At 68.4% G+C, this 22490-nt stretch carries 26 protein-coding genes and 1 pseudogene; 14 read left to right on the top strand and 13 right to left on the bottom strand.

All coding sequences use genetic code 11. The annotated features are described in order from the left end of the window. Positions 1–488: 488 nt before the first annotated feature. From ABZV38_RS28540 to ABZV38_RS28530, 3 genes are all read right to left on the bottom strand, one after another. The gene (locus ABZV38_RS28540) at positions 489–689 is read right to left on the bottom strand and encodes a DUF5999 family protein (protein WP_356331307.1); all 201 of its coding nucleotides are present in this window, start codon (positions 687–689) and stop codon (positions 489–491) included. A gap of 332 nt (positions 690–1021) precedes the next feature. Then, on the bottom strand, positions 1022–1474 hold the full coding sequence (locus ABZV38_RS28535) for a DUF6415 family natural product biosynthesis protein (RefSeq protein WP_356331306.1): 453 nt from the start codon (positions 1472–1474) through the stop codon (positions 1022–1024). A gap of 39 nt (positions 1475–1513) precedes the next feature. Then, positions 1514–1909, bottom strand: coding sequence for an ATP-binding protein (locus ABZV38_RS28530; RefSeq protein ID WP_356331305.1), 396 nt, complete (start codon positions 1907–1909; stop codon positions 1514–1516). Positions 1910–2150: 241 nt separating this feature from the next. Here ABZV38_RS28530 and ABZV38_RS28525 point away from each other — a divergent pair. The 3 genes and pseudogenes from ABZV38_RS28525 to ABZV38_RS28515 form a co-directional block, all read left to right on the top strand. Then, positions 2151–2312: pseudogene (locus tag ABZV38_RS28525) on the top strand (helix-turn-helix transcriptional regulator); the annotation flags it as partial. Between the two features lie 228 nt (positions 2313–2540). After that, entirely contained in the window at positions 2541–3554 is a 1014-nt protein-coding gene (locus tag ABZV38_RS28520; RefSeq protein ID WP_356331313.1) for an XRE family transcriptional regulator, read from the top strand. Beyond that, a complete protein-coding gene (locus tag ABZV38_RS28515) occupies positions 3551–4438 on the top strand; it encodes an aminoglycoside phosphotransferase family protein (RefSeq protein WP_356331304.1) in 888 nt (295 codons plus the stop codon). Before ABZV38_RS28520 ends, ABZV38_RS28515 begins: the two co-directional genes overlap by 4 nt. Before the next feature lie 125 nt (positions 4439–4563). Here the strand turns inward: ABZV38_RS28515 and ABZV38_RS28510 are convergent, their stop codons facing one another. From ABZV38_RS28510 to ABZV38_RS28495, 4 genes are all read right to left on the bottom strand, one after another. Further along, positions 4564–5148, bottom strand: a complete 585-nt coding sequence (locus tag ABZV38_RS28510; protein WP_356331303.1) for a phosphatase PAP2 family protein — start codon at positions 5146–5148, stop codon at positions 4564–4566. Then, positions 5145–6317: an MAB_1171c family putative transporter gene (locus ABZV38_RS28505; RefSeq protein WP_356331302.1), complete on the bottom strand. Its 1173-nt coding sequence runs from the start codon at positions 6315–6317 to the stop codon at positions 5145–5147. Before ABZV38_RS28505 ends, ABZV38_RS28510 begins: the two co-directional genes overlap by 4 nt. A 4-nt stretch (positions 6318–6321) precedes the next feature. Beyond that, on the bottom strand, positions 6322–6849 hold the full coding sequence (locus tag ABZV38_RS28500) for a hypothetical protein (protein WP_356331301.1): 528 nt from the start codon (positions 6847–6849) through the stop codon (positions 6322–6324). A gap of 200 nt (positions 6850–7049) precedes the next feature. Then, positions 7050–7478, bottom strand: coding sequence for a helix-turn-helix transcriptional regulator (locus tag ABZV38_RS28495; protein WP_030881347.1), 429 nt, complete (start codon positions 7476–7478; stop codon positions 7050–7052). 403 nt (positions 7479–7881) lie between these two features. Between ABZV38_RS28495 and ABZV38_RS28490 the strand changes: the two genes are divergently transcribed. The 10 genes from ABZV38_RS28490 to ABZV38_RS28445 all read left to right on the top strand — a co-directional run bounded on the left by ABZV38_RS28490 (position 7882) and on the right by ABZV38_RS28445 (position 17346). After that, positions 7882–8205, top strand: coding sequence for a transcriptional regulator (locus ABZV38_RS28490; RefSeq protein WP_356331300.1), 324 nt, complete (start codon positions 7882–7884; stop codon positions 8203–8205). A gap of 1 nt (position 8206) precedes the next feature. After that, positions 8207–9226, top strand: a complete 1020-nt coding sequence (locus ABZV38_RS28485) for a hypothetical protein (RefSeq protein WP_356331299.1) — start codon at positions 8207–8209, stop codon at positions 9224–9226. After that, positions 9226–9933 (top strand): ATP-binding protein, encoded by a 708-nt coding sequence (locus ABZV38_RS28480; protein WP_356331298.1) that lies wholly within the window; start codon positions 9226–9228, stop codon positions 9931–9933. The genes ABZV38_RS28485 and ABZV38_RS28480 overlap by 1 nt, the downstream gene beginning before the upstream one ends. A 118-nt stretch (positions 9934–10051) precedes the next feature. Beyond that, entirely contained in the window at positions 10052–10621 is a 570-nt protein-coding gene (locus tag ABZV38_RS28475) for a WhiB family transcriptional regulator (protein WP_150832437.1), read from the top strand. Continuing rightward, entirely contained in the window at positions 10618–11685 is a 1068-nt protein-coding gene (locus ABZV38_RS28470) for a DUF2637 domain-containing protein (RefSeq protein WP_356331297.1), read from the top strand. The genes ABZV38_RS28475 and ABZV38_RS28470 overlap by 4 nt, the downstream gene beginning before the upstream one ends. 101 nt (positions 11686–11786) lie before the next feature. Then, positions 11787–12011, top strand: coding sequence for a hypothetical protein (locus ABZV38_RS28465; protein WP_356331296.1), 225 nt, complete (start codon positions 11787–11789; stop codon positions 12009–12011). Beyond that, entirely contained in the window at positions 12008–12673 is a 666-nt protein-coding gene (gene mobC / locus ABZV38_RS28460; RefSeq protein ID WP_356331295.1) for a plasmid mobilization relaxosome protein MobC, read from the top strand. The genes ABZV38_RS28465 and mobC overlap by 4 nt, the downstream gene beginning before the upstream one ends. Continuing rightward, positions 12673–14442 (top strand): mobilization protein, encoded by a 1770-nt coding sequence (locus ABZV38_RS28455; protein WP_356331294.1) that lies wholly within the window; start codon positions 12673–12675, stop codon positions 14440–14442. Before mobC ends, ABZV38_RS28455 begins: the two co-directional genes overlap by 1 nt. A gap of 340 nt (positions 14443–14782) precedes the next feature. Further along, positions 14783–15193 (top strand): hypothetical protein, encoded by a 411-nt coding sequence (locus ABZV38_RS28450; RefSeq protein WP_356331293.1) that lies wholly within the window; start codon positions 14783–14785, stop codon positions 15191–15193. Next, entirely contained in the window at positions 15190–17346 is a 2157-nt protein-coding gene (locus ABZV38_RS28445; RefSeq protein ID WP_356331292.1) for a tetratricopeptide repeat protein, read from the top strand. Before ABZV38_RS28450 ends, ABZV38_RS28445 begins: the two co-directional genes overlap by 4 nt. Positions 17347–17368: 22 nt before the next feature. On the opposite strand, the gene ABZV38_RS28440 is transcribed toward ABZV38_RS28445, so the two are convergent. The 5 genes from ABZV38_RS28440 to ABZV38_RS28420 form a co-directional block, all read right to left on the bottom strand. Beyond that, positions 17369–18220 (bottom strand): formyltransferase family protein, encoded by an 852-nt coding sequence (locus tag ABZV38_RS28440; protein ID WP_356331290.1) that lies wholly within the window; start codon positions 18218–18220, stop codon positions 17369–17371. A 90-nt stretch (positions 18221–18310) separates the two neighbouring features. After that, a complete protein-coding gene (locus ABZV38_RS28435) occupies positions 18311–18928 on the bottom strand; it encodes a DUF6879 family protein (RefSeq protein ID WP_356331289.1) in 618 nt (205 codons plus the stop codon). Then, positions 18921–19190: a hypothetical protein gene (locus ABZV38_RS28430; RefSeq protein WP_356331312.1), complete on the bottom strand. Its 270-nt coding sequence runs from the start codon at positions 19188–19190 to the stop codon at positions 18921–18923. The genes ABZV38_RS28435 and ABZV38_RS28430 overlap by 8 nt, the downstream gene beginning before the upstream one ends. 555 nt (positions 19191–19745) lie before the next feature. Beyond that, complete coding sequence (locus ABZV38_RS28425; protein WP_356331288.1) at positions 19746–20153, bottom strand: esterase; 408 nt, start codon at positions 20151–20153, stop codon at positions 19746–19748. Further along, positions 20150–20362, bottom strand: coding sequence for a hypothetical protein (locus tag ABZV38_RS28420; RefSeq protein WP_356331287.1), 213 nt, complete (start codon positions 20360–20362; stop codon positions 20150–20152). Before ABZV38_RS28420 ends, ABZV38_RS28425 begins: the two co-directional genes overlap by 4 nt. Before the next feature lie 451 nt (positions 20363–20813). Between ABZV38_RS28420 and ABZV38_RS28415 the strand changes: the two genes are divergently transcribed. Further along, a complete protein-coding gene (locus ABZV38_RS28415; RefSeq protein ID WP_356331286.1) occupies positions 20814–20966 on the top strand; it encodes a hypothetical protein in 153 nt (50 codons plus the stop codon). Between the two features lie 541 nt (positions 20967–21507). On the opposite strand, the gene ABZV38_RS28410 is transcribed toward ABZV38_RS28415, so the two are convergent. Continuing rightward, positions 21508–22368 (bottom strand): DUF317 domain-containing protein, encoded by an 861-nt coding sequence (locus ABZV38_RS28410; protein ID WP_356331285.1) that lies wholly within the window; start codon positions 22366–22368, stop codon positions 21508–21510. Positions 22369–22490 lie beyond the last annotated feature (122 nt).

Here is a 22490-nt window from a genome sequence, read left to right as displayed (position 1 = left end):
GATGACACCCCAGACCGATGTCGTCCCCGCGAGGAAGGCGACATACCCCTTCCGTAGATGCGGGCACAGCTCGACGGCCGGTCGCACGTGCTCCAGGCACACCGGCGGCTGGGCCGTCTTCACCGGCTCACCGGGGCGATGAGAGGGGTCTTCCGCAGCTCCGGCCAGGAAGACGTACCCCCGGGCGGTTTCGGCCGGACAGAAGCTGATCTGGCAGCGAAGTTGCTGCATGGCTGCCCGCTGCCGGGCGGGGTTGACCAAGCGCCACTGCGGTTTGCCCGTCGGCCTCCCGGCAGTGTTGAGCGACTGGGAACACCGGGCCCACAGCTCACCGCGCGGGCCTCGGTCGGCCGGAGTCTCGTCGTGGTAAGCGAGACGTACGGCGCCGAAGACGTTCATGCGCAGCGTGAGCTCCGACTCCAGCGCGCCGTACTCACCCTCCCGGGAAGTGATGTACGGGACGAGTCTCGGTGCTGCGCTGGACCGCTTCACGCCGCTGCCCTCGCCCTGTCGAGGGACCGGTGCGGGGCGATCACACGGCCGTCGGGGAGGAGTTCGCCCGTGTCCTCGAAGAGAAGTACTCCGTTGCACAGCAGGCTCCAGCCCTGCTCAGGGCGGTGCGTGACGGGGCGCGCGGCCTCCCTGTCGGGAGCCTCGGCGCCGGGGCACGGCGGGTTATGCGCACACATGGTGCTCGTCCTCTCGGGTGGGAAGTCGGGCCCTCTCCGAGCTACGGTGCCGTGGGGGGACACGGAACGGAGATAGCCGAAAAGGGAGTCGTGTGGCGCCGCCGCATGAAGTCGGTGATGGCTGTTTCGCTGTAGCCGTAGAAGCCGACCAAGAGCGGTGACGCTGCGGTCGCCGCAGAGCATCGGTGGCTTCTCTCCCCATTCGATAACGGGGCGGGCGTCCGGAACGGGGCAGGCGTCCGGGCAGGACGAGCCGAAGTCGTATGCGTCTCGCGGAAGGGATACCGCCGTGGCGGTCACGGGAGCGTGTCTGACGGCGCAGGGGTTGCGCATCATTCCGCCTCCGTGATGTAGCGGGCTTCGATCAGCTCTTCGACCAGGTCGGAGGTCACGAAGGCCAGGCGACGAGCAAGGCCGACAACCTGCCGATGTGCGGTCGGCGTTCGCTCGCCCCTCAGGGGGAGCCCTCTTTCAACGAGCTGGACCATCACCCGGGTGGGCGGAAACTGCTTGTCCGCGAGGGCGATGTCGCTGAGCTGCTTCAAGTGGCTGCGGAGGCGGTCGACCAAGACGCCGGCCGTCGTGACCGGCGGCGGCTGATTGCCGATCGCAGTGTCGAGGTCGTCGAAGACTTCCTCGACATCCAGCGGCTTCCAGTCCTTGATCCGCTCCAGGACGGACCTCAAGCCCTCTGCATCGAGTGGAGGTGTCCACTGCGTGATGCTCGGCTCGTCGGCCGGCGGAGGAACCACGTCGTTCTCCGGAACCAGAGCGGTGAGGGACATCGGAACTCCTGTAGAGGGCCATGTGCCGGCCGTGGGGGGTTAGAAGCGTTCGGGGGTTTCCGGGGTCCCTATGAAGACCCACACGTCCTTGCCCCCTGGGGTCACGGATACGGACGTGTCGTCGGCCAGGGCGCGTAGCAACAACAGACCGCGCCCCTCTTCGGCCAGGAGGTCCGGAGACGCGTAGACGGGCAGGCAAGGGTCCTGGTCGCGGACGACGGCGGTGACTCCGTCCGGCACCTTCTGGAGGAGCAGGCTGGCCATCTGGCATCCATCGGTGTCCGCCGCCGTGTGCTGCAAGACGTTGGTGATCAGTTCGTTGACCACCGTCAGCATGCGGTGCGCGGTGCTGTCGTCGATGCGCCACCAGCAAAGGTGCGCCGCGACAATGCCCCTGACGGTTCCCAGATCTTCGGCCCGGACTTCGAAACTCATGTCGAGTTGACCGCCCACGCTTCTGGACGTGGCTCGAACAGAAGCGTCCTGATCGCGGGTGCCGACGAGTAGTTCCATCGCTGCTTCCTCCGTTCTGCCAGAACCCCTTCAGCAGGGGCGGGTTGCGGTGTGTACTGGACTGGAACCGGTCAGCAACCATTTAGGCAGAGCGCACCGAGAGCGTGCAGAGCCTGATGCCGACAGGTGAGAAGTTCGGCATCAACGACTTCGGGGACAGAACATGCCGCAGCCAATGAAGCAGCTCGATCCGGGTGCCTCCCCCCAGGAGTGGTTCGGCAACGAGCTGCGCAACCTGCGCCTGGAGCACGGGCTGTCGGCCAAGGCGCTGGGGCGGTTAGTGCAGGTCAGCGACGACATGATCTTGTCGATCGAGAAGGGGAAATATCCAAGCTGTCGTCGTGACGTGGCTCAACGGCTCGATGATGTCCTTCGTACGGGAGGGCTGTTCGACCGCGCGTGGCCGATGGCCTTCGGTAACCGCGATGCCGACAGAAAGCCCGCTGATGCCGATAAGGCATCCACGGGAAGGGGGGCGGGGCCCGCTCAGCTGCCGGCAGGCCGCATCCTGGGCGGAGACGAACCGACTCTTCGCCCTGGGAGCCATGAGCCCGTGATTCGACGCTCGTTCCTCCAGATCGGTGGCCTCGCCGCCATCGCACCCCTCGACCTCACCGAGATCTTCGCCCCCGCCGAGCTGACTCTCCCTGCGAACGTCAACCCCGGCCACGTCGACCAGGTCCTGGCCGCAGCCACCGCCATCAGCGGTATGGACAACGAGCTGGGCGGCGGCGGCATGGTGCGTGACGTAGCCAGTCGAGCGATGCAGTGGTCGGCCGGCCTACTCCAGGCCCAGTGCCCCGAGCACCTGCGAGCCGGACTGTTCGCCTCCGTATCGCGACTCGGCATCGTGGTGGGTGCCTCCGCGTTCGATGCCTACCACCACGATGACGCGACCCAGACGTTCCGGTTCGCGGCAGACTGCGCCGAGGAGGCCGGCGACTGGCATCTCCGCGCCAAGACGTACTCGTTCCTCGCACGGCAGGCCGTATGGATCGGAGCCCCCGACGACGGCCTCACCTACGCCGAGAAGGGACTCGTGCGCGCCGACCGTTTGACCGCGACGGAGCAGGCGATGCTTCACACGGCACGGGCCAGAGCCTTCGGGAAAATGGGTAACGTGCGCGACACCATGGCGGCCGTCGGCGCCGCGGATGAAGCGTTCGCCCGGGCCCGGCTTGCCGAAGAATCGCCGTGGATGGCCTACTACGACGAGGCGCAGCACAACGGGGACACAGCCCACGCCCTGTTCGATCTCGCCATCCTCGCCGGACAGGACCCGGGCCGGGCAGCCCGCCGATTCGGCACAGCGGTGAAGGGACACACCGATGCCTACAAGCGATCCCGTGCGATCTCGCGTACCAAACTGGCCTCCCTGATCATGGCCAAGGGCGACCCCCGCCAGGCAGCGGCACTCGGCCACGAGGCCCTGGACGAGGTAGGCCGGCTCACCTCCCGGCGTGCCGCCGACGACCTACGACAGCTCGGTCGCTTCGCCTCGAAGCATCGGACGGTCCAAGAGGCTTCGGGGCTGCGCGAGCGGATCGCCGCTACGGTTTCCGTATGACTTCTGCGGCAGCCGCGCCTGCGCGCAACGTCCTGGAGCAGGCATGTTCCGCAGTCGGATTGGACTGCTCCGGGGCGGAACCGCTGCGTCTGGCCGAGAACCAGATATGGCGGCTACCGGGCAGGCGGGTGATCGTACGGATATCACGGGCGGGCCAGAGCGCTGCGGCGGCCCGTGAGGTGCGCGTCGCGCGTTGGCTCGCCCAGGAGAACGTCCCGGCGGTTCGCCTGGCCGACGTTGAGCAGCCGATCGAGGCGGGCGGCAGGCCCGTGACGTTTTGGGTGGAACTTCCACCGCAAGAGCACGGCTCCGTCGATGACGTTGCCCAACTCCTGTCGCAGCTCCACTCCTTGCCTATGCCAGACATAGAGCTGGGGCATCTCGATCCATTCGTCCGGGTCGGAGAACGCCTGCAAGCGGCCACTACGATCCGCGACGACGACAAGGAGTGGCTGCGCGGACTCCACCGAGACCTCGCGTCGGCCTGGGCCGAGCGGCCGGCCGGCCTCCCCGACCGGGCTGTGCACGGCGACGCATGGCCCGGCAACTTCGTCCGCACGGTCGACGGAGTCCTGATGATGGACTTGGAGCGCTTCTCCGTGGGGCCTCCGGAGTGGGATCTCGTATCCACCGCAGTGCGTGCGAAGACCACAGGTGCGGTCACCGCGCGCGAGTACGACCAGTTCTGTGCGGCCTACGGGCACGACGTCACGGCGTGGGAGGGCTATCCCATCCTCGCGCGCGCCCGGGAGCTGCGGATGGCGACGTACGCCGCGCAGCACGCGGCCAGCAACGAAGAATGGATCAGCCAAGCTCAGTACCGGATCGACTGCCTGCGCGGTCGATCCGGTCCGCGGCCGTGGACGTGGACCGGAATCCTCTGATCAGGACGTTCGCTGAAGCACTGCCGGGGTCAGCTCGGCGGCGCGAATCGGGCCGGTGCCGGCGGCGTGATGGCACACCTCGCGCTCGTCGAGTTGTACGAGCCGGCCCGCTCACCGAGGCCGCGCTACCTGAGAAGCCCGAACGTCACGGCAGCGGCAACTCCGCCCAGCAGGGCACCGACGATGGTCTGCGCGACGGTGTGGTCCCGGAGCTGGACACGGGACCACCCGATTGCGGCGACGATAAGGGCGAGGGCAGCCAGGGGCGGCCCGAAGGCGAGTGTCAGGATCGTGGCGACTCCACCGGCGACGGCGGTGTGGACCGAGACCTTCCACCAGACGGTGACCACCATGGTGGCCGCCAGGCCGACGAGCATGGCGATGACCAGAGCGAAGAGTTCACGGGGAGCATCGAAGACGACCTGGATCAGGATGCCGACGAGCACGGAAATCATGGTCGCCGTGAGTGGGACGGCACGCTGGGACCGGACCTTGACGTGCTTGTCCGTCCAGGACCCGCGTTTCACGCCGAACAGGATGATGGCGAAGGGAATGCCGCCGCAGAACAACGCGGCGAGAAGCCCCCAAGCCAGCCCTTCGAGGCTTCTCGTGCTGTGCCAGCCGATGATCAGCAGGATGGCTATCACGAGGTAAGCCGGCGCAAGGGCGTCGGTGACTATACGGGCAAGACGATTTGACGTGAGTTTCATCCTGAACTCCGGGCGGAGGCGAATTCTCGAACAAGTGCTGATTCGTAGGCTGTTGCCAGGTGCCTCAAGGCTTCGACTTCGCTGCGAAGGTCCTTGCCGCCACTGGCCGGGGCTGTGTGCTCACCCACGCGGGCGTCTCCGTTTTCCCGCGCCTCCTTGGCTCTGGCGATCCAGCACGCCTCGGCATATATCTCGGCCTGGGCACCTATGAGGCCCTTCTCCGCGACGTAACGTGCAGCCTCCGAGCGTAGGTTCGGGGAGGCGTGATCCCCGAGATCCAGAATCGCGTCTCGGATTTCGATCCCCCGTCGATACAGGCGACGGCGGGTGTGGCGGAAAAGAAGAGCATCCGCTCGTCTGCTGCGCGGTGGATCGAGACGCACTGAAGGGACAGCGGCGGTGAGCTCGAGCCAGAGAGGGTAGAGCCGCGTGAGAGCGAGATGGGCACGGCCCCATTGGTGGAGTCGGCGGACGACCGGCAAGGTGCTTCCGGCGAGGATGAAGACCAATGCCCCGAACAAGAGGGCGCTGCTGACGTTTTCATCAGTCCGCGGGGATAGCGGTGTCAGACCGAAGTAGCGAAGCGTCAAGGCCAGTACGCGGTGCCCCGCGTACACGATGCCCAGCGCCGTCCCCATGCCGGTGATCCGAAGCCCGCGCCCCAGGAGGCCGGCTCCCGGAAGGCGGCCCCATCGCCAGCACAGCCGAGTGGCACTGACGAGAGCCGTACCGAGGTAGCTGGACCAGATGGCGCCGTAGACGGCGATACGCCAGTCGTCGGCGAAGTCGGTGAGGAGGTCGGTGGCTTCCCTGGGCTGTGGAGCGGCGAGGAACAGCAGGGTCAGACCGGCTCCTGCGGCAAGGGGGACGACGATGCGCGGACGTGATCCGCGGAGCGATGTGGCCTGCTCCTGGGCAACGTCATACACAAAGGTCAGTACGGCGTAGGCGGCTGTGATGCCTGCCAGGTGCTTGCAGAGGGTCGCCACGTTGTGGATCCCCAGCCAGGAATCCAGAGCCGATGAGACACCGTCCGGACGGATGGTCATGGCTATGGACAGCGCGAAGAACGCCACCCAGAGAGCGCGCTTCGCCGGAACACGCCAGGCGGCCGGCGCGCGCCACACCGTGACGATCCACAGGAGGGCTGCGGGAATGAGGGAGGCCATCAGATCAGGAGTCGCTCAGCGCGTCGTCGAGGCGCTGCAGCACGGGGTCGCTTCGGGTCTCGTTCGGGGAGAACAAGTTGGCTTTCCTGGCAAGGAGGTCGGCGAGCTGCTCGGCGGCTCGCTCATCCTCCGTGTTGTAACTGGCCCGCCCGAGCACATTTTTCACGGCTGATGAGTCAACCCGCTTGAAGAGATGCGCCATTCGTTCAACCTGCAACGAAGTGTGTTCCAGCAGCATGTGACTTATTTCGTGGAGGACGATGTGTGTGCGATGAAGCGGGGAAGTCGATTCCTCGTGGAAAATGTGATCGGCCCGCTCTGTGGCGATCCAGGCCCCGCAGGGGACTCCGCTGGACGTGATTCCCGGAGTGCTGTGAAGGTATACGGGGCGTCCGCGCTGTGCGGACAGCATCTCGCAGAAGGTTTCTACGTCAAACGGGTCGGGGATCTCTGTCGCGGCGAGCAAGCCCTTGTGCTTCGGGGATTTTGCCGCGCTGCTGCCCACCCGACCGAAGTGGCTGCGCAGGTTCAACGTAATGCTCCGGTTCGATGTCTTACCGAAGCGTTCTTCGGCCGAATCACGATACGACAGTGATCACGCGCGAATGGGCGGGGGGAATGTGGAAGCCGACCGTTGCTGATCTAGCGTCAGTTGATCAAGCTTGAAAATGGTGCATAGTGCGTCTTTTTGGCGTTGATTTTTATCGTGCGGAATCGGCATGGTGACGACCGTCACGCGCTCGGTTTCTCGGGGTCGTCATGGAGCCCCTCCAGTGCGCGCGCCCTTTCGATGAATCCACTGATCGTCGAGAGCGTTTCAGTCGACAGGCCGGCGGCACGCAGGGCCACGGCGCGGACGTCGGCGTCCCGCATGGTCGTCAGGAGGGCCAGCTCGGCTTCGATCTGCTCCGACTCCTTGGCGTCGAAGAAGTACGCCGGAGGTACGCCGAAGAAGGTGGCCAACGCTCTGATCGTTTCCAGCTTCGGGTTGCGGTTGGAGCCGGTCCGAAGCTGCTGAATGGCGCTGGCCGAGATGGATGTCCCCGTGCTCTCCCGGATGCCGGCGGACACCTCGGCGTAGGTGTACGGCCCGCGCCCCTTGGGGTGCATGTCTCTGAAGAGCCGGTCGAGCAGTTCCGCGAACTGCCGCTCTGTGGTCATTCCGGATCCCTTCGCTGCGCGGGCGAGCCCATCCACTTCGGTGGTGCTACGCGTCCGATCGTACCGAATGGCAACACTGTGGTTGACGGAGGCTCGTGATTGCGGTGTATGTTGATCGCGTAGTAATCCACTGGAGTGGTGATTGCCTGGTCAGGGCGGGTGTGAGAGGTGGACTTGTAACGAGGCTCACCCTATGGTCCTGGTCCCGGCAGATCGCCTGTAGGCGCTGCGGCCACGGACGAGAGGGAGGCGGCAGGGAAGGAAGAGGGGGCCCAGTGCCCGGGAGCTACCAACTCCCGGAGCGCCAGGCCGGCGCCCCGGAGGGGCCGACTCACATCTCGCGGGCGGCGGGCTTTTTCAGGAGAACCACCGCACCGCGCTCCTACGAACAACGGAGTATCGCATGCTCGCCACGCCGAGCGGAATCCCGGTCTGCCCGGAAACCGGCCGCCAGCACCGCCTCGCCGCCCAGCTCACCGACATGATCCCAGGCGCGGTCACCATCCGCGTCAGCCTGACCGACCCGAGCCAGGCCTGGCCGCACCCGCACGCCAGCGCCAAGGGCGAGGCCGGCGAAACGGTGGCGCTGAGCCGGACGACCGCCAGGGTCGCGGCCCGCTGGGTTCTGCGGGTCTGGCCGGAGGCGGACTGGACACGGCCGCACACCCTCGACCTCGCCGACGCGACCCTCATCCGTAGCGACCTCGCGGTCGGCAGGGGGCGCTGACATGGCGCGGATACGCACCATCAAGCCGGAGGCGTTCGTCTCCGAGTCGCTCGCCGAAGTGAGCGTCGAGGCCGAGCGGACTTTCTTCGGGCTGCTCACTCAGGCCGACGACCACGGCCGCCACCGCGACAACGCCGCGATCATCGCCGGGCTGCTCTGGCCCCTGCGCGCCGAACACACATCGGTCCACGTCGAGGACGACCTCCAGCAGCTCGCGAACGCCGGCCTGATCTGCCGGTACACCGGCTGCGACGGCCGCCGCTACCTCCACATCGTCACCTGGTCCGAGCACCAGAAGATCGACAAGCCGAGCCAGTCGCGCCTGCCCTCCTGCCCGCAGCATCAAGCCGCTCACCGGTGCGCACCCTGTAAGGGCATCTGTACCGAGCGGACGCAGGCGCCGCCGACGCCTCCCGGAGTGTTCGCCGAGGCTTCGCCGAACACTCCCCGAGCCCTCGATCTGCCCGGCCAGCCCGCCGCGACACCTCCCGGCCACGCAGGCGGGCCTCCCACCGCCGGGCAGGACCCACTCGGCGGAACGGTCGGCACCCATCACCGCACGGGCAAGAAAAGCGCAGGTCAGGACGCATTCGCCGAGGATTCCCCGAACCTTCCCCGAAGCCTCCCCGAGGGCTCGGCGCCTGGATCTAGGATCTTGGATCCTGGATCTTCTTTCCCTACGGGGCGCACGGCGCCCGCAGACACCGTCTCGGCCAGCCAGCTGGTCGGCGAGTACATCGCTGCCTGCGAGGAGCGTCCGCCCAGCGACGTGATCGGACACCTTGGGCGGATTACCAAGAAGCTCCTGGCCGAGGGCATCGCCCCGGAGCACGTCCGGGCCGGGCTGCGGAACTTCGCGGCCAACCCCAAGCACCCGAGCGTGCTGACCAGCATGGTCAACGAGGCCATGAACGCGAGGCCCGGCGGTTTGGCGCGGCCGGGGAGCTGGCCTAACGTGCCTGCCCACCAGGCGTGGACCAACCCGGCCGACGCTGCCGCCGCCTACGCCGAGGAGTTGTGATGCGTACCCGTAACCGCGAACCGCAGACCCTCGCCGGCGCAGGCACCCTGGACCGTATGGCCCGGATCCTGGCTGCCCGCCGCATCGACCCGGCCACTGTCGCCGCAATTGCCGACGACCCCGAGCCCTTCTCGTCGCTGGACGCCCTGTCGGCCGGGATGCCTCCGCGCTACCAGGCCGCCATCGCCGACCACTCACAGGTCCTGGCCTGGGTCCGCGACGTCGCCCGGGCGGCGGTCGCCCCCAGCCGGGGAGCTCGGCGGCAGGTCGCCACCGGACCCAGCCTGCTGATGGCCGGCGTCGTCGGCGCCGGAAAAACCCACCAGGCATACGGCGCGATCCGACTCCTGGTGCAGGGCGGGATCGGCGTGCGCTGGCGCGCGACCACCGCCGCCGACCTGTACGCAGATCTGCGCCCCCGCCCCGGGGTCGACAGCGAGCGGGAACTGGCGGCCTACAGCCGGGTACCGCTGCTGATCATCGATGACCTCGGCGCGGCCAAGGCGTCCGAGTGGGTCGAGGAAGTGACGTACCGGCTGATCAACCGCCGCTACAACCACATGCTCCCGACCTTGATCACCACCAACCTGGCGATCAAGGACCTCAAGGTCTACCTCGGCGACCGCGTCACCTCCCGGCTCGCTCAGATGACCACCCGGGTGGAGTTCGAACCGGTCGACCGCAGACGCCACCGCACCGCAGCCTGACCCACCGCAGGCCGCCCAGCCGGGCCGCGCCCTCAGCGCGCCGCCCCATGCACCTCACGACCCAGCGCACCCCTCCGCCGACGCCCCTTGCGCGCGGAGAGCGATCGGAGCAACCCGCATGACCACCACCACGACGATCAGCCCTAACCACCACCGGTCCCTGGGCGATCACGCCTGGCAGGACCAAGCCGTCTGCCAGTCCACCGAGTACAACCCGGTGGACCCCGAAGTCTTCTTCCCCGAGCCCGACGAGACCGCCAAGATCACCGCCGCGAAGACGCTGTGCGGCCAATGCCCGGTCCGCCGCGCCTGCCTGGACGCAGCCCTCGAGAACAACGACACCGACGGCATCCGGGGTGGACTGACCGAGGAGGAACGCCGGCCGCTGCACGAGAAGCTCGCCCACCGCCTCGACTACAGCCGCGTCAACGCCACCATCGCCGGACGCGACGTCCACCTCACCAAGGCCGAACGCCGCGCGGTCGTCCAGGCCGCCTACCGCCACGGCCTCACCGAACAGCGCCTGGCCTGGCTCCTGAAGATCACCGAGGAACACGCCCAGAAGCTGTACCGCGAGACCCGCCGGGCACTCGTACACCGTGACCTGGAGCCGGCCACGAAGACCGTCCCGCCACCCGCGGCTGACGGCGAGCGCCTGGGGCGCGCCGACTTCGGGACGGCGGCATGACCAACCCGCACGCACCAAGGGCGGCGCACATCACCGGCTGGGACCGCACGGTCGTCATCGCCTTGGGCGGCGCGGGCTGCGCTCTGTCGTACGACGCCCTCCAACAGATGGCCGTCGCCATCCACATCCGCGGCTTCCTCACCTACCTCTTCCCCCTGGTGATCGACGGGTTCATCGCCTACGGAGTCCGGGCCCTGCTGGTCCTGCGCGACGCACCCCTGCGCGCCCGGCTTTATGTCTGGACGCTCTTCGGCACGGCGACGGCCGCCAGTATCTGGGCCAACGCGCTGCACGCGGTCAGGCTCAACGAGAAGGCGGGCTCGGTCACCGGGCTGCGGCTCGGGGACACGGTGGTCGCCGCGCTGTCCACGATCGCCCCGCTCGCGCTGGCCGGAGCTGTCCACCTGTACATCCTCATTGCCCGGGGCTCGGTCAAGGACAGCGACCGCGCGGACCTCGGTCACCGCGGTCAGGCTGACCGGCCCGAGGGCGTCGAGGTCACCCGGGCCGACTGGACTGACCGGGTCGGTCAGCCGCAGTCGCAGGCCGGTCAGGTCAGCGTCGGGCAGTCGGCCACTGCCCTGACCGACCGACCGCACCCGTCCCCGGACAAGCCGACCCCGATCCCTCGGTCGCTGACCAAGGACAGCGCCCCGGCGGACAGCGGTGACCCGGTCACCGGTCAGCACGGTCAGCCGCACCAGGCCGCTGACCTGCCCGGACAGTCGGACACCACACCGCAGGTCACTGGCCGACCAGCTGGCACCAAGCCGGTCACCGGCCACCGGGACAGCCCCGTACCGGTCACCGACCGCCCGGATACTCCGCGCCCGGCCACTGACCAGGACACCCGGACAACCGGTGACCGGCGGTCTGACACGGACACCGAGGAGCTGCTGCAGATCGCCCGGTCAGCGGTCATGGCCGAGGACAAGCTGACCCGCAAGGTGGTCGCCCAGGCGATCCGCGGTCAGCAGATCCCGCTCTCCAGCGACACGCTGACCGTCCTGATGGCCCAGCTCCGCGCGCAGCACGGACAGCCGGTCACCTCCACCCGGAACTGACCGGACAGCCCGAAGCGGGTGACCGAGCCGGACACCCGGCAGGTCACCCGCCCCCGGACACGCACCCCAACATCTTCCCGAAGCGAAGCGGAGAGCACCTCATGCGCACTCGCCCGGCCACCCCCGCCGAGGTCGACTCCTGGCTGGCCGTCCTGCACCAGCACAGCCACCTCCACCACACTCAGTCCGCCCCCGACAACACCTGGATCGTGCAACGAACCCCGGATACCCGCCCCTGGACACTGCACCATCCGGTTCTCGCGATGGACTGGATCGAGGAATTCGTCCGGGAAATCCGGCAGCAGAACCCGGAGACGGCCCGGTGACCGCCAACGACCCGGCGGTCCTCACGTCCGGACAGCAGCGTGACCCCACGACGGCTCCTGGCGGAGCAAGTTGTCGCATACGACGGTCCTACAGCCCGTCGTATGCACTTGCCCCCGCCCAGGAGGGCGGGGGAAGTCCGGCTGGTCCCCGAGCGAGGGCGCGCGAGGACCAGCCGGACTCCCGGCACCAGGGGGCGCCGGTCGCAGGGGGAGAAGCAGACCGCCACGACCACCGCGAGCAGCCGAGCCCGAGCACGCCCGCCTTTCCCGACCGCAAACCACGCCGTCGCAGCCGCAACCCGAGCGAGCGCACTCGCAAGACGACCACCCGCCTCTCCGACGCTGAGAAAGCCGAAATCGCCGCCGCCGCCGCGCAGCGCGGCGTCACCGTTGCCCGATTCCTCGCCGCCGCCGGCCTCGCCGCCGCCCGCGGTTCGGCCACCTTGCACACCAACGAACAACTCGACACCGCCATCGACGAGCTGGCCGCCCTGCGCACTGCCCTCTCCCGGGTCGGTAACAACATCAACCAGATCGCCTTCGTCTGCAACGCCGGAGGACAGCCCCGTCCCGGCGAACTCGACCACGCCCTCACGACCCTGATCCGACTCTTGGCAGGTATCGACGACATGGCCGACGCCCTGGTGAAGAAGCGACTCTGATGGTCCCCAAGATCCGACGCGGCTCACGCACCCACGGCCTGCTCGTCTACCTGTACGGCCCCGGCAAACGCGACGAACACATCGACGCCCACCTCGTTGGGAGTTGGGACGGGTTCGCCCCCGACCCCGGCCGCGACACCAGCCCAGACCCCGACCCCAAGGTCACCCTCGCCCGCCTCGCTGCCGCGTTGGACCTGCGCGTCAAGCAGGCCGGCGCCAAGGCTCCGGCCGAGCACGTCTGGCACTGTTCGGTCCGCACCGACCCCGGCGACCGGACCTTGACCGACGCCGAGTGGAACACCGTCGCCCGCCGCCTGGTCCACGCCGTCAACCTCGCCCCCGAAGGTGACCCGGACGGCTGCCGCTGGGTCGCCGTGCGGCACGCGGACGACCACATCCACATCCTGGCCACCATGGTCCGGGGCGACCTGCGCCGCCCCAGGATGAACTACGACTTCAAGAAGGCCCAGGCCGAATGTCGCCGCATCGAAGAGGAGATGGGCCTGCGCCAACTCAAACCCGGCGACGGCACCGGAGCCAAGACACCCACCAGCGCCGAACGCTTCAAGGCCGAGCGCACCGGCCGACCCGAGGCTCCACGCGAGACGCTCCGCGAAGCCGTCCGCCAAGCCCTCGCAGGGGCCGCCACCGAAGAGGAGTTCTTCACCCGGCTGCGCGAGGCGGGCCTGCGCGTGAAGATACGGAACGCCCCATCCGGCGATGCCATCGGATACAACGTCGCACTCCCCGGCGACCGCAACCGCGACCGCGAGCCGATCTGGTTCGCGGGCTCCACCCTGGCCCCCGACCTTTCCCTGCCGAAGATCCGCATCCGCCTGGCCGACGGCACTGCCGAGCAGACGACGCCTTCGGGCGCCACCAGCGGCCGACCGAACTGGTCGCCGCCCGCCCGGGAACGACGCAGTGCCACCGGCATCGCCGAGCGCGCCGCCGTCCTGCTCGACAGCGACGACGACGAAGCCGCAGCTCAACTCGTAGGGGTCGGAGAACTCCTGGACGCGGTCGCGCAGACCTCCCCGGCCGCCACCCGTGCCGAGCTGGGCGCAGCCGCCCGTGCCTTCGAGCGTGCCACCCGTAGTCACGTCCGAGCGGAGCGCGCCGACACTCGGGCGATCCGCTCAGCGGCCCGGGGCATTATCCAGGCCGGCAGTGCTTTCGGCCGTGGCGAGGACGGCGGCACCACCGCCATGCTCGTCTCCACCCTGGTCCTGGTCGCCCTCGCCGCCGCCCGCTGGCACTCCGCCCGCGGCCACGCTCAGCAGGCCCACGCCGCCCGACAGACCGCCGAGCACCTGCGAGCCGCTTACCGCCAGGCCGCCGTCACGCCCATGCAGGTACTGCGCGAACAAGGCCACGCCCTGCCCGAAGTCGAACGCCGAACCCACCAGGCCACCATCCGCGCAGCACTGCAGGGAGAAGGGCCGCGAGTGGCCGACTCGTCGACGAAGAGCGATGCCCTGGCCGCCACCCTCGCCCAGGCGGAGCAAGCGGGCCACGACCCCAAGGCCCTTCTCCAGCAGGCCGTCAACATGCGCGAACTCGACACCGCCGAGGACGTGGACGACGTCCTGGTCTGGCGCCTGCGCCGCCTCGCCCAGCTCCCCGCACACCCGGACGAAGCGAGCCGCCGTCCGGAGGCCGGTGCCAGCCAGCCCACAACCGCGACCAACCGCACCAACAACCGGGCCGTGCCCACGGCAGCAGCTCACTCCGCCACCGAGCCGCGTAACCGCCCACTGCGCCGCTGATCCGAGTGGGAGAGCCATGGATATCAGGTGGGGATCTCCCCGAAGGAGTGAACCTGATGAGTACGACGACTGATCGCCTGGTCGAGACCGTGGGCGACCTGTTCCGCATCCCTCGCCCGTGTCACCTACCGACTACGCCGAGCACCTTCATCTCGGCAAGTGAGCTGAGTGTTTCCGGTCGTACCGTCCTGAGCAGACACGGGGGGTACGCCGACGACGGGGACGACAGGTCCGTGGCAGTGAGCCGACGACGGCGCGAAACGTCGCCGAAAGTCCGGTGTACTGCCACTACGTCGGCTCCCTAAAGTTGTAACCCGGACCGGATTGAGGGAGGGCAAGGATGGACGCGGAGATCACCCTTTTGGCGGGTACTGCCGGTACGACGATCGCGACGCTGCTGGCGACCGACACGTGGAACGGTGTGCGGAACGGCGTGGTCAGTCTGTGGCGACGTGTCCGGCCGGACCACGAGGAGCAAGTCGGCGCCCAGCTCGACACGTCGCGTCGGGACCTCCTGGGAGCGCAGAGCAGTGGCGACGAGGAGACCGAGCGGGAGATCGCGGCGGAGTGGCAGGGCCGTATCCGCCGGCTCTTGGTCGCGCACCCTGAGCTGGTGGCGGAACTGCGCACCCTGCTGACCGAACTCGACCCCGGCACACCTGTCATCCCGGCTGTCACCCAAAGTGCGACCGCCTCCGGCAGCTCACGCGTCTACCAGGCCGGCCGTGACCTGAGCGTCGACCAGCGGTGACCGGCCGCAACGACGGCCGGGCCGCTGACCAGGGGCGTGTCTACCAGGCTTCCGGAGACCAGCACATCATCGAGCACCACCATCACGGTGCCGCCTGGACCGGCCCGGACTCGGTGAGGCACCCGCCCATCGGCCGAGCACCGGCGATCCTGAGGGACCGCGGCGAACTCGTCGGACGCCTGAAAGAGGCGGTAACCGAGGGCGCCGGAAGCACCGTGTTCGTCCTGCACGGCCTGGGAGGATGTGGAAAGACGGCCGTGGCGTGCGCACTCTTCGAACACGCCACCCGGGAACGCGGACGCCTGGGCCTGTGGGTCAACGCCTCCGACCAGGCATCCCTGCGGGCCGGGATGCTTGCTGTGGCCGCCGACCGTGGCGCCGGCGACGGTGAGCTGATGGCCGCACGCAACGGCTTACGCGCGGCCGCGGACCTGGTCTGGGACCACCTCGACCGGTCCGACGTGCCATGGCTGCTGGTGCTGGACAACGCCGATGACCCAGCGGTGCTACGGGACGGCGGATGGCTGCGCACCAGCCCGCGCGGAACCGTCCTCGTGACCACACGGCAGGCCGCCGGCCACTGGTGGCCCGCTGCCGAGTTGCTGTACGTGGATGTCCTGCCGCGTGAGGAGGCGGCTCAGGTCCTGCGCGATCTGGCCCCAGGAACCGGTTCTGCCGAGGACGCGGCCGCCATTGCCGACAGCCTCGGTCGCCTGCCGCTCGCCCTGACTCTGGCCGGCGGGTTTCTGGCCCACCAGGTGATCGCCCCCTGGACGATGGAGGAGTACGGGCGTCGTCTGCAGGAGCGTTCGGATCCCATCGAACTGATCGACCAGGGAGCCATCGACGCGGGCAACGACTCGCGTCACCTGGTCAGCGGAACGTGGCAGCTTTCGCTGAACTCTCTGGCCGGGCAGAACCTGCCCGAGGCTGTCACCCTGCTGCGCCTTCTGGCCTGCTGGTCGAACGACCCGCTGCCCCTGTCGCTGCTGGCCAACGTCCGGCTCGACCTGCCCCTGCCCGCGGACCGGGTGGAAATGGCGCTTCGGGGGCTGCTCGACCACTCGCTCACCGAACTCGTTCCCGGTGACATTCGCTGTCTGCGTACGCACGGAGTGCTGCTCGACAGCGTCGCGCGCGTCACCCCGGCCGGTGAACGCGACCAACTCGCTTCCACGGCGGCCGAACTTCTTCTGCACTCCCTGCCCGCGTCCCCGGAACGCGGCTTGCGTGACAGCCTGCTCACCCCCCTTGCCCCACATGTCCTGGCGCTGCTTCGCCGCGTCACCACCTGGCCCGAGATCACGATCGCCACCATTGAGTCCGCTGCCACGTGCGCCCTGCTTCTGGTGACGGCCCAGCATCGTTCCGGCGATTACGCATCTGCGCTGGCCATGGCCGAACAGGCGACGCTTCTCGTGCGACGACGACTGGGAAACGATCACGTCCTGGTGCTGCGCCTGCGGCAGCGGATCGGGAAGGCGACCGATCGTCTGGGGCTCCTTGAAGAGGCAGCGGATCTCCACCGCGGGCTGCTCGACGACTTCGAACGGGTCTGCGGTCCCGAGGCGCTGGACACCCTGACCACCTGCCTCCATCTGTCCCGCCCGTTGGTCTGGCTCGATCGAGTGACGGAAGCCGTGCAGTTGATGCATCGGGCGGTCGCCGGGCGAGCCGCGCTGTTGGGCCCATGGCACCCGCTGACGCTGGAGGCGAGGGCGTGTCTGCTCGAACTGCCTCCCGGTCCGGACCTGGACCGGGAGGCACTGGCAGGAACGGATTTGGTCGCCGACTGTCGCCGTGAGTTGGGCCCAGACCACCCGATCACACTGTCGGCCGACCTCAACTGCGCAGGTGCACTGCTCAACACCGGAAAGCACGCCGAAGCATTGCTGTCGGCCCGCCGTGCGCTGGCGGCGCACGAACGCCAGTTCGGAGCTCGCTACCCCATCACGCTGGCGGCACGAAGCCTGCTCAGCAACGTCCTGCACGCGGTCGGCGAGTACCGGGAAGCCATCGAACAGGCGGAAATCGTCACGAAATGGCGCGAGCGGGTACTCGGTCCGGAGCACCCGTGGACGAGGGGAATCCGGGACAAGCTCGCGCGGTACCGGCGTTCCCTGGCGGAGGCAACGTCACCAGACCCGAACTGACTCGCGGTGGTCCGGTGTCCGTTCAGGATTCGGAGTCCGCCACCGGTGCGGACTCCGTGATCCACACGGGTCCATCTCCACACATCACCTTGATTCCGTCCGCCGGCTGCAACGATGTGCGCAGAACTCGCAGACGACGATCAGCCACCACGGCAACTGGGCCGGATCTTCCGGAGCTGCCGAACCTGATGGCGCGTACCTGGTTGTGGATCTCTTCTCTGGATGTGTTCCAGTCGATCTGTGAGAACTCGGGTTCCATCCACCCCGCGTAGGTGGCCGACCTTTCCTCCTGCGGTGTACCAGGCGAACCGGCTACGGCCAGCGAGAGCGCGCGGGGCAGAAGCCGCTCGATGTATTGGTCGACCTCTTCCCACAACAACTGGGGGGCGACATCGTCGCCCAACGCGATACCTGCTTCCTGCGCCAGGATCCCGCCGGAGTCGAATTCGCTCTCCATCCAGTGGATGCTGACGCCGATATCCTTGTCGCCGTTCCTGATCGCCCAGTTGACCGGAATGGGGCCTCGGTATTTTGGCAGCATCGACGTATGCACGTTGATGGCACCCAAGTTCGTCGACCGGAGTACCGCCGACGGTAGCTTCCAGGGGAAGCCGTAGCAGGCGATGAGATCGGCCTGGTACCCCGCGATGATGTGCGGCAACATGCTCTTCCGGCCCGGAATCAGCAGATCCATCCCGTTCGGCAGGGCGTCGACGATCTCGCCCACGACATCGCCCGCACCGCGTCGCGACGGCTCGCCCGGCCGCAGCGACCGAGCGTGCAGGTAAGCGACGGGCGTGTGCCCGGCCCGCTCGCACACGCGGTGCAGGAGGGCGAAGCCCTGCGCGGAGTATGAAATCAGGATAATGCGCATTTATAGCCCTTATGCTGCGGCAGGCTTCCGGCCGAAACTCTTATGCCCATCCCGGACTCTCCACCGAGCTCGGGGCGGGATTGCTCGGCTCTATTCCTCGGTCACGGTCGGCGGAGGGAGTTGGGTGATCCGGCGAGTGAAGAAGTCGTCCAACGGCTCAGCAGCCCGGTGCATCTCCTGGATCGTCTTCCGCCATCGGGAGATGTCGCGTGGATCGTCGAAGCGGATACCGCCGGCGAGTTTCCCGTCGTCGTCATAAAGCACCTCGTACATCACCGAGGAGCCGAGGACCACGACCTCCGGAAGCGGATGCTGCGCTTCGTACCGGAGGATGCCGTCCCCGCTGAGGACTCTCGTGTCCTCCCCGCACTGGGCCTTCAGGTTCAGCAGGTGGAGCTCCCACTGGAGGTACGGAGCGATGGGCTCCTCCACACAGCGGACACGGTGGAGGGCGAATCCGCTTTCGGCGATTCGCCGGAGGTACTCCTCGTAGTGCCCCCGCTGTTCCTCGATCAGCGCCAGGGCCTCATCCCAGCGCCCCTTGCGGAAGGCCTCCCAGCTCTCCACCCCGGGCTCCTGGAAGCTCTGCTGACGTTCAAGCTTCCAGAACCCCTCGGAGCCGGAACCCCAGAAATGGCGACCGAAGTCCTCGGAGTAGTCGTCAAGCCCGAGACGCTGACCCGGGCCGTGGGCCTGTGAGCTAAGCATCAGGGAGGTCTGCCTTCGCCGCAGCGGCTGTCCTGCGGGGGATTACGACGATTCGTTCATCCGGGGCGACAACAAGCCCTGGGGGCAGGATCGGCAGGTAGGAATCGGTGAGGTCGCGGCCAACGACGGCGATGTCCCCGTTCTCCAGTTCCCAGATGTCCGGGCACCCCTGCTCGCCGCCCGTGGTCCCGAGCTCGGTGGGGGATTTACCCAGGCGGCGCACCAGCGGCGAAGAAGGATCGGCTTCCCAGCCCCGAATCATCACGGTTCTCCATTCAGTCCCCCCGAAGGTAACCTAGATCACACCTGACGCAACGCCGGGCAGAGACTTCCAGCCATCCGAACACAACGGCTCGTCCCCCTGCATCGACTGGACAGTCGGGCGGATCACGGCGAAGCCGCCCGGGGTGGACCGGCAGGAACGACCGGACTCATGCCCGGCCGACCGTGACAGCGCTTCACGGATCCGCACTGCCGTCCCGTCGGTCCCTGCGAGCCGTGTAGCAGTCGATGGGGCGCGCTGGAGGGAGAGCGCAGCGGTCAGGTCTTCGACGGACCTCGGATCCTGTGGGGAACATGCGGTCTGGGCAGCGAAGGGAGGGCCGACGGCACGGTTGCCAGAAGCGGCATTGGCAGCTCAGGCGGCCAAGGGCTGGCGGTCGCCCTGCACAGAGCTTCTCGGCTGCCCGCCGACGCACCGTGACCCACGCACGCCACAGGACGTCCCCGCATCTCGTAGGCATCCCGATAGCGGTGGCCGAGGCCCGACCACTCGACGAGTTGGCTGCAGAGTTGGAGGAAGGTGCTGCGGTCCCGGTCAGACCTGGGCGAGGCGGTTCGAGAGATCGAGGGCGGCGGTCGCGACCGTGAGGGCGGCGCACAGGCCGAGCACCTCGTGGATGGTCGGGCGGACCAGAAGCGGCCAGTCGTGCGGTGCTGCAGACCAGGAGGCGAGGTGTACCTCGGCGGTGGCCAGGCCCAGGTGGGCGGTGACTTCCCAGCCGGAGGGGGAAGTCACCGCCCAGCGGAAGCGAATGCGTCCGAGAGGGAGTCTCGGGGACTCGGCGGCGAGCCAGGTGACGTCGAGCGGCCCGTCGGGCAGGACGGAGGCACGCTGGACCAGTGCGCCGCGTACACCGCTCGGCATGGGGTGCGCGGCGATGCTGTGGAGCGGAAGGACGTGCGACGAGGTGGGAACCTCCAGGGCGTTGATGGGGTTGGTCATGTCCAGTTGAGGGCCTCGCCCACCGCCGCCGGGAGGTAGCCTTCTTGGCCGTCGTCGGCGATGAACGCTTTGCCGTCCCGGACGATGACCTCGGCTCCCACGTGGTGGGCGAAGGGGAAGTCGGGGTTGACGGCGAGGCGGATCGGCAGGTTGGGGTCAAGCTCCTGGAGCTGACGGAGCACATGGCCGATGGTCAGGTGGCGGGGCACGGAAGGCCTCCAAGATCGGTAGGGAAGGGCGGGTGCGGGGAAAGCTGGTGCGTCTGCACGTTGGGCGGCCGGAATGGGCCACGCACGTTGTGCGGGAGGGCACGCGGAGGCGTTCACGGTTGGACGATCCCTTCGTTGACCTGCGGTTTTGCCCGACACATCTACGTTGGCATGCGGTGAGCCGAAGTCCGTAGTCCCTTCCGGGGAAGTGGCGTCTGCCGTGGGCGAACTGGCCGCCGCCAGCAGATGGCCAGCGGCCCGGGAATGGACCGGCGGACCCGGCTGTCGTATCCGGGTTGGCAACGGGGCACACGGAACCGAAGGGGAGCAGGGATGGCGGAGCCGGGCAGACACCGGGACGGAACTGGGCTGGAGCGCAAGATCCGGGCGGCAGGGCGGCCGTGGACGGTCGGCGACATCGCGATGGTCGCCGACGGCCAGTGGGCCGTCGGTGCGCGGTGCGCGGTGCGGGCGCTGGGACGAGGGCGCGGTGGCGGAGGAGCGGATCGCGGAGGGGTGCCGTGTCAAGTTGACGGTGGAGGAGCTGGCCCGCGCGGTGGGCTCCCGCATCAGGGATGCCCACCGCGACGAGGACCTCGCCTGACCGGTCAGTGGCGCGGCCCCGGGCCGGCCGCCGGCGGGCCGACAGCGGGCCGACAGCGGCCGAAGGGGCGGGCTGATCGGGTACCTGGCCCAGGGGGCGTGGTGTGTGCCCGGAGCGGGCGACGGCGGCCTGGGCCAGCCGGACTGCCGGGGCCGAGGCCGTGGTCGCGGCGGATTCGCGGGCTTCGATCACGTGGCTGATGGCCTGCAGGGACGTACTGCTCTCTGCCTTGGCGACGCGAAGGTCTGCCGCTGAGCTGGTGATCCGTTCCAGGTCGTAGAAGGCCGGCACGTGGCCGGGGCGGGTCAGGGCGTGCAGACGGTCCTGGTGCACGGTCGCGGCGCTGTCGGTGATGACCAAGGCCGAGCGAATGCGCATGGCCGAGCGCAGGAGCGGGTCGTCGCTGGGGCGGCGGACTGCGAGGGACTCCAGAGCGTCTATGGGGCGGTTCCAGGCTTTCTCGATCATGGCTGTGGCCTGGTCGTATGCGGTGGTGTTGGACATGAGCGGCTCCACATGGTCCGGGGAGAGGGCGTGTTCGTCAGCGGGCGTGCCCGGAGCGCGGGGCCTGCGGAGCCGGCGGCGAACGCGGCGACGGGGTTACGGGACGAGCCTCGGCAGTCGTTGGCAGCACCGTGGAGCGGAAGTTGGCTGCCTGGGCGCGGCGGATGTCCAGGGGTGTGGGCATGCGCGGTTTGACCGGTGTCGCGGTGGCCTGTGGGGGAAGATGTTGCAGGTCGTAGCCGTAACGGGTGACTGGCGACGGGTCGGTGAGGGCGGCGTTCATCGCGGTCACCAGCCTCTGCGGGGTGAAGGAGGAAGCGGTGGCGTACCACTGGTTTCCTGGCGGCCCGGCAAGGGTGAGCCAGCGTTCTTGATGGCCCCGCATCTCGGCGGTGTGGTCACGGTGGTTGTGGCGCAGGTAGACCTCGGCCAGGTGGTCGGGCGACTGGAAGAAGACGTTTTCGGGGCTGTAGCTGTGGCTCCAGCCCGCCGCTGCCAGCGGTGTGCCGGCATCCAGTGCGGTCAGGGCGCTGTTGCCGTGGTGGAGGTAGGAATCGGGGCCCTCGGCGTAGGCGGCGGCGAGCGCCGTGGTGAAGCCGGCGACGATCTCGGTGGGGGTGCCGCTCTGGAAGGTGACCAGCCAGCGTGGCGTCGCGTAGTCCGAGCTGTACGCGGTGATCTTCCACAGGGCGTCGTCGTCGCCCTCGGGCAGGTAGGCCAGGCGGACCCGCTGGTCAGGGGTGTTGACGTACACGTTGCCCACGTCGTCGCCGTTCAGCAACCAGCCGCTGTCGAGGAGCGGACGGAGAGCGGGGTCACCGGTGAACGTTGATCCGGCGAGGTAGCGGGGGCTGACGTGGTACTCGCGCCACTGCTCGTCATCCGAGCTGAAGGTCATGGGAAGTTCCTGAAGTGGAAAAGGGGGGAGGGGGACGCGGCTGCGTACGCCGTGGAACGGGCCGTCCGGCCCGTACACGGGCGCCGTGGAAATGAGCCGGGTCACCGGCTCTGGAACGGGTT

Source organism: Streptomyces sp. NPDC005181, assembly GCF_040608395.1.
Taxonomy (GTDB): Bacteria; Actinomycetota; Actinomycetes; order Streptomycetales; family Streptomycetaceae; genus Streptomyces.
The sequence above is the reverse complement of the archived record's forward strand: the minus strand, read 5'-3'. Positions and strand labels throughout refer to the sequence as shown.

What these genes read in the sequence shown, in the direction of transcription:
- ABZV38_RS28495 (WP_030881347.1), bottom strand. Translation starts at nt 7,478, where the DNA reads ATGACCACAGAGCGGCAGTTCGCGGAACTGCTCGACCGGCTCTTCAGA.
- ABZV38_RS28425 (WP_356331288.1), bottom strand. Translation starts at nt 20,153, where the DNA reads ATGACCAACCCCATCAACGCCCTGGAGGTTCCCACCTCGTCGCACGTC.
- ABZV38_RS28530 (WP_356331305.1), bottom strand. Translation starts at nt 1,909, where the DNA reads ATGAGTTTCGAAGTCCGGGCCGAAGATCTGGGAACCGTCAGGGGCATT.
- ABZV38_RS28515 (WP_356331304.1), top strand. Translation starts at nt 3,551, where the DNA reads ATGACTTCTGCGGCAGCCGCGCCTGCGCGCAACGTCCTGGAGCAGGCA.
- ABZV38_RS28450 (WP_356331293.1), top strand. Translation starts at nt 14,783, where the DNA reads ATGGACGCGGAGATCACCCTTTTGGCGGGTACTGCCGGTACGACGATC.
- ABZV38_RS28505 (WP_356331302.1), bottom strand. Translation starts at nt 6,317, where the DNA reads ATGGCCTCCCTCATTCCCGCAGCCCTCCTGTGGATCGTCACGGTGTGG.
- ABZV38_RS28455 (WP_356331294.1), top strand. Translation starts at nt 12,673, where the DNA reads ATGGTCCCCAAGATCCGACGCGGCTCACGCACCCACGGCCTGCTCGTC.
- ABZV38_RS28535 (WP_356331306.1), bottom strand. Translation starts at nt 1,474, where the DNA reads ATGTCCCTCACCGCTCTGGTTCCGGAGAACGACGTGGTTCCTCCGCCG.
- ABZV38_RS28470 (WP_356331297.1), top strand. Translation starts at nt 10,618, where the DNA reads ATGACCAACCCGCACGCACCAAGGGCGGCGCACATCACCGGCTGGGAC.
- ABZV38_RS28430 (WP_356331312.1), bottom strand. Translation starts at nt 19,190, where the DNA reads ATGATTCGGGGCTGGGAAGCCGATCCTTCTTCGCCGCTGGTGCGCCGC.
- ABZV38_RS28485 (WP_356331299.1), top strand. Translation starts at nt 8,207, where the DNA reads ATGGCGCGGATACGCACCATCAAGCCGGAGGCGTTCGTCTCCGAGTCG.
- ABZV38_RS28440 (WP_356331290.1), bottom strand. Translation starts at nt 18,220, where the DNA reads ATGCGCATTATCCTGATTTCATACTCCGCGCAGGGCTTCGCCCTCCTG.
- ABZV38_RS28410 (WP_356331285.1), bottom strand. Translation starts at nt 22,368, where the DNA reads ATGACCTTCAGCTCGGATGACGAGCAGTGGCGCGAGTACCACGTCAGC.
- ABZV38_RS28435 (WP_356331289.1), bottom strand. Translation starts at nt 18,928, where the DNA reads ATGCTTAGCTCACAGGCCCACGGCCCGGGTCAGCGTCTCGGGCTTGAC.
- ABZV38_RS28475 (WP_150832437.1), top strand. Translation starts at nt 10,052, where the DNA reads ATGACCACCACCACGACGATCAGCCCTAACCACCACCGGTCCCTGGGC.
- ABZV38_RS28490 (WP_356331300.1), top strand. Translation starts at nt 7,882, where the DNA reads ATGCTCGCCACGCCGAGCGGAATCCCGGTCTGCCCGGAAACCGGCCGC.
- ABZV38_RS28465 (WP_356331296.1), top strand. Translation starts at nt 11,787, where the DNA reads ATGCGCACTCGCCCGGCCACCCCCGCCGAGGTCGACTCCTGGCTGGCC.
- ABZV38_RS28540 (WP_356331307.1), bottom strand. Translation starts at nt 689, where the DNA reads ATGTGTGCGCATAACCCGCCGTGCCCCGGCGCCGAGGCTCCCGACAGG.
- ABZV38_RS28510 (WP_356331303.1), bottom strand. Translation starts at nt 5,148, where the DNA reads ATGAAACTCACGTCAAATCGTCTTGCCCGTATAGTCACCGACGCCCTT.
- ABZV38_RS28480 (WP_356331298.1), top strand. Translation starts at nt 9,226, where the DNA reads ATGCGTACCCGTAACCGCGAACCGCAGACCCTCGCCGGCGCAGGCACC.